Source organism: Marinilabilia rubra (assembly GCF_003121985.1).
In the GTDB taxonomy this organism is placed as follows: domain Bacteria; phylum Bacteroidota; class Bacteroidia; order Bacteroidales; family Marinilabiliaceae; genus Marinilabilia; species Marinilabilia rubra.
Map to the genome: position 1 here is coordinate 87,650 of NZ_QEWP01000006.1, position 15,551 is coordinate 103,200.

10 protein-coding genes and 2 tRNA genes are annotated in these 15,551 nt (G+C 38.4%); 9 read left to right on the top strand and 3 right to left on the bottom strand.

Translation table 11 applies throughout. The features are described from left to right. The first annotated feature begins 6 nt into the window (after window positions 1–6). From DDZ16_RS09085 to DDZ16_RS09105, 4 genes are all read left to right on the top strand, one after another. The gene (locus tag DDZ16_RS09085; protein WP_109264138.1) at window positions 7–1,473 is read left to right on the top strand and encodes a restriction endonuclease subunit S; all 1,467 of its coding nucleotides are present in this window, start codon (window positions 7–9) and stop codon (window positions 1,471–1,473) included. Window positions 1,474–1,899: 426 nt separating this feature from the next. Beyond that, window positions 1,900–3,426: a class I SAM-dependent DNA methyltransferase gene (locus tag DDZ16_RS09090; protein WP_109264139.1), complete on the top strand. Its 1,527-nt coding sequence runs from the start codon at window positions 1,900–1,902 to the stop codon at window positions 3,424–3,426. A gap of 322 nt (window positions 3,427–3,748) precedes the next feature. Next, the gene (locus DDZ16_RS09100; RefSeq protein WP_146192221.1) at window positions 3,749–4,015 is read left to right on the top strand and encodes a hypothetical protein; all 267 of its coding nucleotides are present in this window, start codon (window positions 3,749–3,751) and stop codon (window positions 4,013–4,015) included. Window positions 4,016–4,237: 222 nt separating this feature from the next. After that, complete coding sequence (locus tag DDZ16_RS09105) at window positions 4,238–6,706, top strand: leucine-rich repeat domain-containing protein (protein WP_109264142.1); 2,469 nt, start codon at window positions 4,238–4,240, stop codon at window positions 6,704–6,706. 190 nt (window positions 6,707–6,896) lie between these two features. Here DDZ16_RS09105 and DDZ16_RS09110 read toward each other — a convergent pair. The 3 genes from DDZ16_RS09110 to recO form a co-directional block, all read right to left on the bottom strand. Further along, window positions 6,897–6,968, bottom strand: a tRNA-Arg gene (locus tag DDZ16_RS09110). 123 nt (window positions 6,969–7,091) lie between these two features. Further along, entirely contained in the window at window positions 7,092–8,231 is a 1,140-nt protein-coding gene (locus tag DDZ16_RS09115) for a methionine aminotransferase (RefSeq protein WP_109264297.1), read from the bottom strand. Window positions 8,232–8,579: 348 nt separating this feature from the next. After that, on the bottom strand, window positions 8,580–9,413 hold the full coding sequence (recO, locus tag DDZ16_RS09120; protein WP_232526597.1) for a DNA repair protein RecO: 834 nt from the start codon (window positions 9,411–9,413) through the stop codon (window positions 8,580–8,582). Window positions 9,414–9,555: 142 nt separating this feature from the next. On the opposite strand from recO, the gene DDZ16_RS09125 reads away from it, so the two are divergent. The 5 genes from DDZ16_RS09125 (at window position 9,556) to DDZ16_RS09140 (ending at window position 15,533) form a co-directional block, all read left to right on the top strand. Continuing rightward, a tRNA-Leu gene (locus tag DDZ16_RS09125) sits at window positions 9,556–9,639 on the top strand. 233 nt (window positions 9,640–9,872) lie between these two features. Beyond that, window positions 9,873–11,525 (top strand): DUF6377 domain-containing protein, encoded by a 1,653-nt coding sequence (locus tag DDZ16_RS09130; protein WP_146192222.1) that lies wholly within the window; start codon window positions 9,873–9,875, stop codon window positions 11,523–11,525. 81 nt (window positions 11,526–11,606) lie between these two features. Further along, a complete protein-coding gene (locus DDZ16_RS09135) occupies window positions 11,607–12,077 on the top strand; it encodes a hypothetical protein (RefSeq protein ID WP_109264144.1) in 471 nt (156 codons plus the stop codon). Window positions 12,078–12,117: 40 nt separating this feature from the next. Beyond that, a complete protein-coding gene (locus DDZ16_RS20730; RefSeq protein WP_158275638.1) occupies window positions 12,118–12,282 on the top strand; it encodes a hypothetical protein in 165 nt (54 codons plus the stop codon). A 392-nt stretch (window positions 12,283–12,674) separates the two neighbouring features. Beyond that, window positions 12,675–15,533: a triple tyrosine motif-containing protein gene (locus DDZ16_RS09140; RefSeq protein WP_109264145.1), complete on the top strand. Its 2,859-nt coding sequence runs from the start codon at window positions 12,675–12,677 to the stop codon at window positions 15,531–15,533. The last annotated feature ends 18 nt before the right edge of the window (window positions 15,534–15,551 follow it).

The following is a 15,551-nucleotide window of genomic DNA, read 5'->3' on the forward strand; positions in this document are numbered from 1 at the left end:
ATAATTATGAAAGAGGATTGGGTTGAAGTTAAGTTAGGAGAAATTTGTAATGTAAAAATGGGTCAATCTCCTCCCTCTGAAACATATAACACAGACAAGAATGGATTGCCATTCTTTCAAGGAAAAGCAGAATTTACTGAAATACATCCAATAGCTAAAAAATGGTGTACTTCTCCCAAGAAAGTTGCAAATAAAGATGATATACTAATTTCAGTAAGAGCCCCTGTCGGAGCGACCAATATTGCTGATCAAAAGTGCGCAATAGGAAGAGGGTTAGCAGCAATAACATACAAGTATTCCAACTCTTATGTATGGCATTATCTAAAATCAATTGAGAAAAAATTAGATAACCAAGGAACAGGTACAACCTTTAAAGCAATATCAGGAACTGTTCTCAAATCTCAAATTTTCCCCCTCCCTCCTCTCCCCATCCAACGGGCCATCATTACCAAAATAGAAAACCTCTTTGCCTCCTTAGACAAAGGCATTGAAGACCTGACGAAAGCCCGCGAACAACTGAAAGTTTACCGGCAGGCGGTGCTTAAAAAGGCGTTTGAGGGGGAGTTTACAAAGGAGTGGAGGGAGAAACAAACTAATCTTCCCACTGCCGAAGAGCTTCTGGATGAATTAAAGAAAGAGCGTCAAAGGTTTTATGAAAAGCAGGTGGAAGATTGGAAAGAGGCTGTAAAGGAATGGGAAGAAAACGGGAAGGAAGGGAAGAAGCCTAAAAAGCCAACTTCTTTGATCAAGGAACTAAGTATTGACATCTCTATACTACCCAAAATTCCTGTTTTATGGGAATATATTAATATAGATTTTGCAACTTACAAGCTTGGAGATGGGTTACATGGAACCCCTTCTTATTCAACCCATGGGGATCACTATTTCATAAACGGAAATAACCTGGGCGGCAAGCATATTTGCATTAAAAAAAACACCAAAAGAGTCGATAAATCTGAATACCTCAAGCACAAACGCGACTTAAACAACGATACTGTTTTAGTATCCATCAATGGAACGATAGGAAACACTAGTTTCTACAACAACGAAAAGGTAATTCTGGGGAAAAGTGCTTGCTATTTTAATCTATTACCTCTTTTAGACAAACAATTTATTCGATGGCGAATAGACAGTCTTGAGTTTAGAAACTATGCCTTCAAGAATGCGACAGGAAGCACAATTAAGAATGTCCCTTTAAAAGCAATGAGAGATTTCGCTATTCCACTTTGCTCTAAAGAAGAACAACATCAAATCGTCCGCGAAATCGAATCTCGCCTTTCTGTTTGCGACAAACTGGAACAAAGCATCACTGAAGGGTTAGAAAAAGCAGAAGCCCTTCGCCAAAGCATCCTGAAAAAGGCCTTTGAAGGTAAGCTGCTGAGTGAGGCAGAAATTGAGAAATGCAAACAGGAAGCCGATTATGAGCCGGCGAGTGTGTTGCTGGAGCGGATAAAAAAGGAGAAAAAGAAGTAATCATAATTTACTAAAAAACAACTAAATATAGAGAAATGGCAAAATATGAGTAGTATTTTTTTTAATGTGTCCGGTTCTGAAGCTTACCATTAAATAACTTTACCCTCGAAAAAGAAAATTATCAACATTTTACTGATCAAAGTCACATTTAATTCCTGATCAGGTTTTACTGGGCAAAAGGCGCGCAGGCCTGTCCGTTTTTCCGGGCCGGCGGTGGCGAGAAGGCTTAGTGGGCGACTTCAAAGCCTTGCGGGCCAGCCGGAAATTAAGCCTGATGCGGGCGGATAGGTTTAAACGGACTAGACCTTTTTCTTTCTTTTTGGGGCAATGCCAAAAAGAAATTAAATAAAAGAAAGCAAAAATTGGTCTGCTGATTTTTTCAACAGAACCGAAATATGAGAAATAAATCTATAAAGAGATTGAACAATGACTGATACAGCAATCATTTCAAAGATATGGAACCTCGCAGGTGTTCTGCGTGACGACGGTGTGAGCTATGGCGATTATCTGGAGCAGATAACTTACCTGCTCTTTCTGAAAATGGCCGACGAACTGAACAAGCCACCGTACAACAAAGGTTTAAAGTTTCCCCGGCTGAAAGATGTGGAAGGAAAAGAAATAGAAGATGCCGACTTCTGTAACTGGGAAACGCTGGTCGGTAAAAGAGGAGCTGAACTGGAAGCCTTCTACAACCAGTTGTTGCGCAGTCTCAGTACCGAAAAGGGAATGCTGGGGCAGATTTTCACAAAGAGCCAGAATAAAATACAGGATCCGGCCAAGCTCAAGCGCGTGATCAATCTCATTGATCAGGAACAGTGGTCACTGATGGGTGCCGACATCAAAGGCAGGATTTATGAAGGTTTGCTGGAGAAAAATGCCGAAGACACCAAATCGGGTGCGGGGCAGTATTTCACTCCCCGTCCCCTCATCAAAACCATGGTGAAATGTATGCAGCCGGCGCCCCTGAAGACCATCGCCGACCCGGCCTGTGGTACGGGAGGTTTCTTCCTGGCAGCTTACGACTGGATAACAGAAAACCATGCACTGGATCGCGATGAAAAGGAATTTCTGAAAAAGGAGACGTTCCACGGCAATGAAATTGTGGCAAATACGCGCCGTTTGTGCCTGATGAATATGTACCTGCACAACATCGGCGAAATAGACGGAGACACCTTTATTTCGCCCAATGACGCCCTTATTTCCGACGATGGTAACCGCTTCGATTATGTATTGACCAATCCTCCTTTTGGGAAGAAAAGCAGCATGACCATCACCAATGATCAGGGTGAAATTGAAAAGGAAGATTTGAGTTACAACCGGCAGGATTTCTGGGAAACCACCTCCAACAAACAATTAAACTTCCTGCAGCATATCAAAAACATGCTGAAAGTGACTGGTCAGGCCGCCGTTGTTTTGCCCGACAATGTGCTGTTTGAGGGCGGTGCCGGAGAGGAAATCCGAAAGCAGCTCATGAAAACCACCGAGCTGCACACCATCCTTCGGTTACCCACCGGTGTTTTTTATGCCCATGGGGTGAAAGCCAATGTTCTGTTTTTCGAAAACAGGCCCGCCAGCAAAGAAGCTCAAACCCGGGAAGTCTGGTTTTACGATTACCGCACCAATGTGCACCACACCCTGAAAAAGAAACCGATGACTTCGGCGGATCTGGAAGAGTTTGTAAAACTCTACAATCCGGAAAACCGACATAAACGCAGTGAAACATGGAGCGAAGAAAATCCCAATGGCAGATGGCGCAAATTCACTTATAACGAAATTCTTGCCCGGGATAAAACCAATCTGGATATTTTCTGGCTCAAAGACAAAAGCCTTTCCGATCTCGACAATCTGCCGGATCCCGACGTACTTGCCAATGAAATCATCGAAAGCATAGAATCGGGACTTAATAGCTTTAAGGAGATTATGGGGACGATTAACGGAGGGGAGGAAAAATAAAGATTATTTACATCACAACATAAAAGGTTTTATCATGCAATATCAAGAGGCAAATAGCCTTGATACTACATACCATGCAATTCTTGAAGATTATAGTTTTATCGAAGTAACATCTATTGAAACAGCTTTCAAACAGAATAGTAAAACGCTATTTGCAGTAAAAAAGGAGTACTCGTCTAAGACCAAATCACTTTTCGATGATTATTATTTCATTCACTATAAATAATATTTCTATGATGAAAGTTTAGCCCCATACTCCTTTGAGAAAAACGGCTGGAAACTTTTATCAATAAACGAACCTTCTGGTGACAGAAACAATGCTGTGATTTACAAAATTGCTGCTCCCGATGGAACCGTCCGTAACATCTCAAATTTAATGCTATCTGAAGGGAATTGGTCGTTGTATTACAGAGTTTCAGGTCTATGCAATTTACTTAAATATTTCGAGACTTTTTTCAAGTATCCGGATTGGGACTATTTTGACCTGAAAAACGAATATAAGGAGCTACAAAAAGAGTACAATAAGCTTAAAAGGGTTAATCACAGGCAAAACAGGAGACTTGAGGAGAATGGGATAAATCCAGTTTAATAATCCCCTATTTTTGGACTTTTTATTGTTTCCTAGAATATTCTCAGTCCTCAATAAATAAAGTTTTACGGAATTTTAAATTAACTCGCCTCTCTCATTTATTCAGACCAACATAAATTAACTTAGATCTTAATCACGAAAATCATACATCAATCATAGAATTTTTAAAAAAATTCCTGTTATTTTCGATTAATTATAAACATTATCACTATTTATTTTATTATGAAAAAATTTTATTTCTTATTAGCTCTATTTCTGTGCGTAAGCATATCATATGCACAAACCTCCAAAACAATTAATGTGGAGCAAGCTGGAACTCTTAAAACCTTGCTTTCAGAAACGGAGCTATCAACAGTAACCAATCTCACAGTAACAGGAAATATTGATGCGAGAGATGTAAAAACGATGCGGGATGATATGCCCTTGTTGGCAATACTTGACTTAGAAAAAACAAACATCCAATATTACAGAGGCAGTTATGGTACTGATACATATATGACTGGTTTTGCAAATCAAATGCCAGATTATTCATTTTATAACAGATCAACTAACAAGTCTAAAGTCACCCTTTCTTCCATTACCCTTCCTAATTCAATTACATCAATAGGAAAAAATGCTTTTAGGGGTTGTACTGGTCTATCATCTATTCATAGTCCTAATGAAATACCTCCAAGTGTTGATAATTCAACTTTTTACCCAAGCTTTAAGAATACCTCTTTTAAAATTGTATTTGTTCCATCAAATTCAGTTGCAGCATATAACGATTCTCCAGATTGGAGTAATTTTATTATTGCAACTGATAAACATGTAACGATTAATGTTCCTACAGCAGGCTCGATGGCGGCAACCATCATAAACAATAATGCAGGACCTTTGGATTCTATTACTCACTTAAAAGTCACGGGTAACATTAATACTATTGACATCAATCATATGAATTCAAATATGAAAACTCTTACTTTTCTTGATCTCACAGATGTTTCCATCACTTCCAACACATTTCCAGAAAAAGCGTTTCAAGATAAACTTACATTAAATTCAATTGGCTTACCAAAGTCTTTACTTAGTATTGGCAATTATTCCTTCGCTGGTTGTACAAATCTCAAAGATGACCTTACTCTTCCCAATAAATTAACATCAATTGGGAATTATGCCTTTCAAAATTGCAGTGGATTTTCTGGGGAGTTAACTTTCCCTAATACATTAATATCAATTGGAGATTATGCTTTTTATAACTGTAAAAACATTTCAGGTGAATTAAATCTGCCTAATACAATAACATCAATTGGTCACAGCGCTTTTGTAAATTGCAATTCCCTTACAGGTAACTTAATTCTACCAGACTCAATATCATATATTGGAAACAGTGTTTTTAATCAATGCAGTGGTTTAACTGGAAGCTTAACTTTACCAAATACAATAACTTCAATTGGAGATTATGCTTTTCAAGGCTGCAGTGGATTTACTGGTGAGCTAACTCTGCCAGAATCAATAGTATCTATTGGACATAGTGTTTTTAAAGATTGTAGTGGCTTAACTGGCGAATTAACTCTACCTAATACAATAACTTCTATTGGATATTATGCTTTTTATAGTTGCAGTGGATTTACTGGAAAATTAACGCTTCCTGAAACGATTACTTCTATTGGAGATAGAGCTTTTTATAATTGCAGTGGCTTAACTGAACTATATATGACTAGAACTCTCAATAATATTGGTAGCAATTCTTTCGGTGGTTGTAAAAATATAGAACTAATAAAGTCCGCTAATCCAACACCACCAACCATTTACGAAAGCACTTTCACCGGTATTCCAATAGAAAGCTGCATGGTCGATGTACCAACGGGCTCAGTGTCTGCCTATCAATCCGCAGATTACTGGAATAGCTTTATTTTTTATAATACGGAAGCAATCTATAATTTGGATGCATCGGAGACTGTATGTTCCAATCAATTACCTTACATCTTTGGGAACCAAGAACTGATTGAGAATGGTACATATACCCAAAGATTCCAAACTTCGAATGGAACCGACAGTATTGTAAAGTTAGATTTAACTATTGCCTCAGCATATAATTTAACGGAAGAGGTAACTACTTGCCATGGGGAGCTCCCCTATACTTTTGGGAGTCAGGAGCTACTCAAAAGTGGCACTTACACCGAAACTTTCCAGACCGTCAACGGGTGTGATAGTACTGTGACATTAAATCTTACCGTTAATTCTGTAAATACCGGAATAATAAAGGAAGAAAATATACTAACTGCTCAGGCAACAGATGCCAGCTATCAATGGTTAAATTGTGACAATGGTTTTGCTCCAATTATAGGAGAAACTAACCAGACCTTCATTCCTAATAAAAATGGCAACTATGCTGTTGAAATTACCGAAAACGGTTGTACGGATATTTCTGGTTGTTTTGAGATCTTTTTTACAGAAATTTCAGAAAATAGTTATGGAGCAGAAACTGCTGTTTATCCAAATCCTACAACAGGCAAAGTAACTATTAGCCTAGGAAATAATTATCCTAAAACAGTCTCGGGCCTACATGATGTAGGAGGCAACTTAATCCAGAAATTTATATTTAAAGACAAGAGTGAAATCGATATAGACATCAACACAAATCCGGGGGTTTATTTTATTCATTTGCAATCAGGAAACCAGAAAGCTATTTTAAAAGTCATAAAAAAATAATTTCTTAAAAAGGGTGTGTCACACACAAAAAAAAGTGGCACACTGCTTTTTATGGTTCATATCCATTCAACAATAGGTAAAACCATAATCCTAACGGAATGAATGCTGTATAATCACCCACTTAATCTTGACTTGCGGTGTCATTTACGGTGTCAAAAAACAAAAGCACCCTGATAATCAGAGTGCTTTGTAGCCCCACCAGGACTCGAACCTGGATCTACGGTTTAGGAAACCGCTATTCTATCCCTTGAACTATGGAGCCATTAATGTGAGCGCAAAAATAGAAAAAGCTGCGTAATTAAAAAAGAAGGAAGCCTTTTATTATCTAAGTGAATAATAAACAGGCTTCCCTTTAATTCAGTGATCACATTGTAGGATCAAACATCTAAAACTTCGACAACCTCCGGGCCACCTCAACCAGGTTTTCATCTGTGCGGGCAAAATTGAACCGCAACAAATGCTTTTTGGATTTCTCATGATAGAAAGCACTTATTGGTATTGTAGTAACACCTGCCTCTTCCACAAGGCGGACAGCAAAATCTTTGTCCCTCTCATCCGAAATATCATCGTAACTAAAAAGCTGAAAAAATGAACCATGTGAAACAATGGGCTTAAATCGGGTATCTCCCATCAATTCATTAAAGCGATCTCGTTTTTCTTTGTAAAAGGTCGATAGCTCAAGGTATTCTTCTTTGTACTCCAAAAACTCTGACAATGCCCACTGAAAAGGTGATGATACACTCTGCATCATTACCTGCTGAACTTTTCTAAGCTCATTCATCACTTTTGAGGGCCCGGCACAATAGCCAATTTGCCATCCGGACACATGATAAGTTTCTCCAAACGAACTTATTATAACACTTCTTTCTGCCAGCTTGGGGTAAAGAGCGACACTCTGATGAGAATCGCCATTGAATACCATATGCTCAAAAATCTCATCAGAAAGAACAGTAATGCGTGTGCCGTTTATTATTTTTTGAAGGCGAAGCATGTCAAGCTCCGAGAGCACCATCCCGGTTGGATTGTGAGGAGAATTAATAATGATCATCCTTGTATTGGAAGTGATCATTTTTTGTACCTCTTCCCAGTCGATACGGAAATCGGGTCCCTTAAGTGGCACAAAAACCGGCTTTCCTCCATTTATCTCAATCGCCGGAACATAACTATCGTAAGCGGGTTCAAAAATAACCACTTCATCACCTTCCCTGATGAGGGCAGTAATGGTAGTGAATATAGCCTGAGTGGCTCCGGCTGTAATAGTAATCTCGGTTTCCGGATTGTATTTATGCCCGTAAAGCGATTCAATTTTATCTGACACCCTTTCTCTCAATGCCACAACTCCGTCTGAAGGAGCAAATTCATTAATGCCCTCGGAGATATGCTTCCGCACAAGATCAATCAGTTTTGGTGAACAGTGAAAATCAGTATAGCCCGCAGCCATATTGATGGCATTCTGACTGTCACCAAGTTCCGTCATCGCTTTCACAATACTATTCTCAAGGGTAATAAGCTTGGGAGCTATCATGATATTTTTTTTTATTTCTGGTTCTATGTGCTGTTTTTCAAATGCGCGTGATATAATTTCAATAGCCTCTTTAAATCCAGACAACCTGCTTCTATCAAATATACGCAATATTTACTGCAAAAATGCACCTTTTAATCAATTTACAACAATTCAAAAACAGTATCATACATTACTGAATATCAAAACATTTTCATTTAGCCGGGAAAGTTCAAAAAACCTAAGCCACTAAATTTCAAAAGCTTTTAACACCTTACAAAGAGCTTTCATTTTCCGCCAAATTTCAACCTTAATTTGATGGAGCTAACATTTTTCTTGATGATTTATGGTTTTGGCCGGAGCAAAACACCTTCAGGAATGTAAAAGACTTTGCAAAACACTCAAAGTATTTAATTCACCGAAACTGTGTGTATGTAACCGGTAAAACCCCAATAAAGCATTTAATATCACATTGCGCTCAAAAGAGTTAACGGCAATTTGTTTTAGATTATAAACGTCAGCTGATAATAATCGGTTGAACAAAGCGGCCTTTTGCGGAGTAAGAAACAATTCATGAACAGGTTCTGTTTGCACAAAATCGCCATTTTTTAAGTCAAACCAGGATTCTTTGCCAAACCGGTTTTCATTGGGATAAAACCCCAGGTATTGTGTTAGTTTGAACAGAATAAACAAATGCAGGTTCTCGACCCCTTCTACAGCGGAATCCATCAACTCAACTGAGTGGTTCAAAAAATCATACATCTCCCCTGCCGGATCCTGCATAATTAAAACCTTTGAAAGCAACTCGGTTAGAAAAAAAGCCTGAGCCCTCGTTCCCTGATGATAAGGGATATTTTCCATCGGGTGCATCAGGGAAAATTCTTTAATTCGTTGAAGATCTTTTCGCGGTGAGTGATACACCTCCATTGAGAGCCGGTTGAGCGGCTGCAATAAGGCAGTTTTCCGACTCTTACGGTTACCGCGCACTCCGTTTACAACATAATTTTGCCGGCCCAGCTCTCGTGTATAAATATGAATAATGGCGCTGGTTTCCCTGTATAATATATGATCCAGCACGATGCCCTCAGTCTTAACTAATGCACTCATGGTATATTTAGTACTTTTCGTAAGCAAAGATAGCAGATAAGAGTCAAAGACAGTGTAACCCTCACCGGGTAAATCATGTCCCACTATTCCATTGGACATGCGTCAAAAAAATTATCACTCCATTTTCCTCTAGCACACAGGGCATATAAAAAAGATTGTATGAAAACGACATTTTTTTGTTTGCAACAACACAAGATTGTTTTATATTTGCATCCGCGAATTAACCAATAGCAACCACTATGCCCAGGTGGCGGAATTGGTAGACGCGCTGGTCTCAAACACCAGTGATAGCAATATCGTGCCGGTTCGATCCCGGCCCTGGGTACTCAGAAGCCTGATGATAGAAATCGTCAGGCTTTTTGTTTCCTTTATAATACATTTCCAAATCGTGTCCCCGTATGGCTTTATAGGAACTCTTTTTGAACAACATTTTTTTCAATCACCCTTAAATCAATTGTCAATGTTTGTATATTTGTGACAAGAATTGATTTAGGGAGCAACTTGATTATTTATCATCTGCTTTTGCCGATCTCATTATTTCCAATTGAGGATTTTTTTATGAAGAAATACACTCTTTCCTTCTTGATTCTTTTATTCACACATTCTCTTCTGGCTGACATTGGTGTAGACTCTTTACTAACAGAGTTGGAAAAGACTATGGCAAAACGGTCGGTATATGATCAACAAAAAGAGGCCAGAATAAACGGGCTTAAGGAAATGAGAGCTAAGAACAACCTGAATCTCACCCAGGAGTTTTTGATCAACAGTCAGTTGATAGAAGAATATGAACCTTATAACTTTGATTCAACCTTTCATTATTTGACCATCAATCAAGAATTAGCCAAAACCCTGAACAATTATGAATTTCAGACTAAATCAAACCTTAAGATGGCAGACATCCTTGCATCATCGGGGAGATACATGGAAGCTGTTGATATACTGAAGGAAATTAACAGGGACTACTTAAACCAAAATCTTTTGATCCGGTACTATCTGGATTTCATTGATATTTATTCCGACTTATGTATTTACACCCAATCTCCCACTAATTACCGGAGATACTTTCGCATAACAGAAAATTACAGCGATTCGGTAATGCCGATGATAGATCCGCAATCAGAACTCTATCTTTCCCTGTTGGAAAAAAAATACCGGGACAACCGCCAACTCATGAAATGCCTGATGGTCAACTCCAAACGCCTGGAGAAAGCAAAAATGGGCACCCGGCTTTATTCAACCATAACCTTTGAACGCTCCCTGTATTATGATATAGTATCGGACCGGGAAATGGAAAAGAAGTATTTAATTCTCTCGGCCATCTCCGACATAAAAGCAGCCGTGAAGGACAACGCCTCCCTGGCAAAACTGGCAATAATTTTACATGAGGAAGGCCAATTAGACAAAGCTCATAAATTTATCAATTTCTCATTTGAGGATGCTGAGTTTTTCAATTCCCGGCTCCGGTTTATTTCCATCTCAAATATTCTCCCTGTAATTAATGAAGCTTACCAATTAAAAAGTGAGAAGCAAAAGGCTAAGCTGGAAAGATTTCTAATCATTATCTCTTTGCTGAGTTTGTTTCTGGGACTAGCCGTGGTATTCATTCTCAGGCAGATGACCAAACTGAAAAAAGCAAGAAAGGAATTACAGACCGTCAATGGAAAATTAAAAAGCCTAAATTTAAGCCTTAGGGACACGAACCAATCCCTTAATTCTCTCAACAAGGAACTTTCTGAATCCAATCATGTAAAAGAACAATACATAGCAAGCTTCCTGACCATTTGTTCGGAATATATAGAAAAGCTTGACGAGTTTAGAAAAATGACGAACAAACACATCGCCTCCCAAAAGATTGATGAACTTTTCAAATTCACAAAATCTCAAAAAATAATTGAACAGGAGACCAGGGAGTTTTATGAGAATTTTGATACTACTTTTCTACACATTTATCCCCATTTCGTTGAGGAATTAAACCGCCTTCTAAAAAAAGATGAGCGTATTGAGCTAAAGAAGGATGAGCGTATGAATACTGAACTACGCGTTTTTGCCCTTATAAGACTGGGAATCAATGACAGCTCGGAAATAGCCAAGCTTTTACGTTACTCAGTCAACACAATTTACAATTACCGGGTTAAGATAAAAAACAAAGCGGCTGTTAACAGAGATGAGTTTGAGGATCATATCATGAGAATAGATGCCTATTTAGAATAAAGCAATTGGTTATGCAAATATCCCAAAGCTATAAAGTTATTTTACGAAAAATTACTTCGTGGCTTGTATAAAAAATCTGCCATGAAAAAAATTCACTTTCTCATTTTTCTCTCTTTTTTGGCATTTAATGCAAAAAGCCAATTCAGTGTGACTCTTAAAGTCATTGATAACCATAATGGCGAACTAACAAACAATGTTGATGACTTTAATGGGACAAATGTTTATTGTTGGGCAGGGAATGATTCTATCACGCTGTATGATGACAGCGACTACTGGTGGCACCCTATGTACGGGAATTCCGAAAGGCCCGGAGGAGAACTGATCAAAAACAACGGGACCTGGATCTGGCAATGCACATTCGACAATGTGCCGCCCGGAGACTACCGATGGAACCCTTATATGAAGAATCTCGGATGGAAACCAATCAACACTTTTTACAACTATGCCCAGGAACCCGATATACACTTTAGCATCGGCAGCGATGGCAAAATAACGGGCCAAACAACTCTTGAGTTACCTCTGGTATCCACTTCTCTTTTACGACAATTTTGAGTCAGACATTAAAGTTTATACTCAAAATCAAAGAATATGTATGGAAAACCTACATTATCCGGCCCTAATTGGAGCGTACAACCCGGCAGGCATGCCCATAACCGAGGAGACAGCTCAGCAATCCGGAACACAAATCAATGTCCATCAATCCGGTCTTTACCTGGTTCAGAACGAACAAATTGTTCATAAAGTTTTAGTAAAGTAAATGATCCGGTTGAGTCAGGACCTACTGAAAAAAGTTACAAAAAAAGACCAGGTTTAAGAGCTTATCAATCGAAGAAGTATTGCTATACCCCGAGACTTGGTCGGCTTCTTAGTTTTGGCCTTTTGATTAGGCGCTTCTAAGATATCTTTGCACCCACCCAACAATCAAACACAGTGTAAATAGTGCATGTACTTAAAAAGAACAGATTAAAAACAGAACACTTCAACAATATTCCTACTACCCCTGGCCGGCTACCTCTAATGCAATCAATTTTCAATCCTGCTAAACTCCTAACCCGCTTTTGAAAAGTTAATGAAAATTGGCATTCTAAAGAGAAAAAAATCTATTTTTAAGGGTTCAAAAAGGGAAATGAAATTACAGGTTTGTTAATTATGCGCATTAGCTATATAGCATTACTACTATTACTCTCAGTACATTTACCTGCCATTGAGAAAGGGTTTCCCGTTATAAAAAACTTCTCTGCAGATGATTATTCAGGTGGAAGCAGAATATTTTCCCTTGTTAGCACGAATGATGGTATACTATATGCCGGCGATAAAAATGGAATTCTGGAGTATGATGGCTCAAATTGGAGAAAAGTCTCGTGTGGTTTTGCAATTAAATCTATGGCTATTGATTCCTCCAACATTATATTCATTGCCGGAGACAAAGGCATCGGAAAGTTGATTGTGGACTCCAAAAACCAAATGCAATATGAATCCTTAAATCATTTTATTTCTTCTGAGAAAGAACTACGAAAGTTTAGAAATGCCGAAGTTTTTTATCTGAAAGGAAAAATAGTATTTGCTCTCAGAAATGAAATAATCATAAATACCCGGGAAAACATCAGGATTATTGAAACCCCACATACCTTCAGGCACTATCAAAAATTAGATGATCAATTATACTTTTACTCTCCTGAAGATGGAGTATACATGCTTGAAGGCAATAAATTAGCCCTTTTATCAGACAATAAAGCCATCCGAAACCAGGCTGTCAGCGGATTTATCAGAATCAATAATAAACGGCATGTACTAATTGGAGAAAAAGGAGCTTACAACCTGGACGATGAAACCTTCACTTCACTTACCGATTCATTTAAAAAAAGTGAACTACAAGACCTTAGAGGAGTCAATCAAATAGATGAAAATACATTTGCTCTAAAGACCTTTTACGATGGGGTAATCATAATCAATTCAAAAGGCGAGGTATTGAATAAGTTCCACTTTGAAGGCGGTTTGATAAACAACACCGTATTCTGCATTCACAAGGATGAATGGGATAACTTATGGATTGGAACGGCAGCAGGGATATCTGCCGTGCATATGGATTATCCCTATACCGTATACAATGATCACCATGGGCTGGGGACAGGGTTTGCAAGCATTAAGTATAAAAACAAAATTTATTTTGCAACCACTCAGGGGCTTTACGATCTGCATGCCAATAAAACCGGCAATAGAATGTTCAGAAAAATTGCAGATGGCCATGTATGGTCTTTGCATGAGATAAATGGCATTTTATACTATGGAACAGCCTCCGGACTGCATGCATATGATGAGCGCCAAACACGCAGAGTGAACAACTTCCCGTGTGGTTGGTACATTACTCAATTGCCGGAAAGGCCTGATTATTATTTAACAGGGTCTCCCATGGGGATTGTATTAATGAAAATGAATGAAGATGGGTTTTTGAGCCATGTAAGACTACTTGATGGGTTAAACGTTAATGTTAAAAACATAGAAATTGACTCTGAAAACAATATATGGGCCGAATTCGAAAAAGGCATTTTCAAGTGTAAGATCTCCGAAGATCTGCTAAAACTTGAAGGAATAAGGAGATTTGACAGACTTCAATTGGACAATAAATTTAAGCGCGTGCGAAAGTTGGGTGATGACGTCTTCTTTTTAGCTGATAGCGGCGCGTATCGGTATCAAAATAACGGAGATTTTAAAAGAGACACCCTTTTCAATGTTATGTTCGAAGATGAAAAAAGTCCTTCAAATTTAATTATTGACAGATATAACAGGATATGGATGTTTCAGGACGGCTTAATCCATTGCTATTTGAAGATTGGCAGCCAACTACAATCTAAGAATTTAACATTTAAATATTTCGCAAAAAACTCCTATCCCATAGATTATGAGAATGTATATTGTCTGGATTCTTTAAATGTAATTATTGGGCGTGAAGAAGGTTTCCTGCGCAGCAATCTGAGTCACGATGGCCTGCATCCGTTTTCGGCCAATCGAATTCGGGAAGTCGTGGAGATTTCACCCGATGGCAACATAAACCATCTGAAATCTCATGCAAAATATGTTCGAAGCAGTCAGGTAGCAAAGGCTGTAGAAAGCGTCAAATATGGAAATAGAATTAGATTCTATTACACCGTGGGATGTGGCAATTATATTTCAGCCCAGTATGCTACCTTCCTGGAAGGTTACGATGAAACATGGTCCAACTGGAGCACACAAAACATTAAAGAATACATGGGGCTGCCTCCGGGCGATTACCGGTTTATGGTGAGAGCGATAAATAAAGCCAACATAGAAAGCATTGTGGCCCTTTACGACTTTAAAGTATTACCCCCGTGGTATTTTACTTTAACCGCGAAAATTGTTTATGCCATTTTTGTTCTGTTGATGGCCTTTTTTATTGAAAGATTAATCCGACTCAGGACAAAAAAGATCAAGGAAAAGCTGAAGAAGGAGCAGGAAGAATTAATGTATCGGAAAGAGCAATCACAAATTCAAAGAAAATTAAAAGAGCAAAGGGAATTAGAAAAACTGAAGAATGAAAAACTGAGGATTGACAACCTCTACAAATCCAAGGAATTGGCAAACAGCACAATGGGCGTCATTAAAAAAAATCAGTTCCTGACAGAACTGAAAGAAAACCTCGAAAAGATTAAAAATTTTTCGGAGCAAAATAAGGAGGTAACCAATGATATTTCAGGAGTCATCCGGAAAATAAACAAGGACCTCGACAATGAAGAAAGCTGGAAAGTGTTTGAAGACTACTTTGACAAAGTGCATGAAAAGTTTCTTGAAAAAATGAAAGCCCGGTATCCCATTTTAACTCCAAAAGATTTGAGATTAAGTGCTTACTTGCGCATGAATTTAACGACTAAAGAAATAGCTCCGCTCATGAACATTAGTGTCAGAGGGGTTGAAATAAGCCGATACAGACTAAGGAAAAAGATGAATTTGGACCGCAATGAAAGCTTAAATGATTTCTTAATCAATTTATAGCATGCCCTCCAATATCAG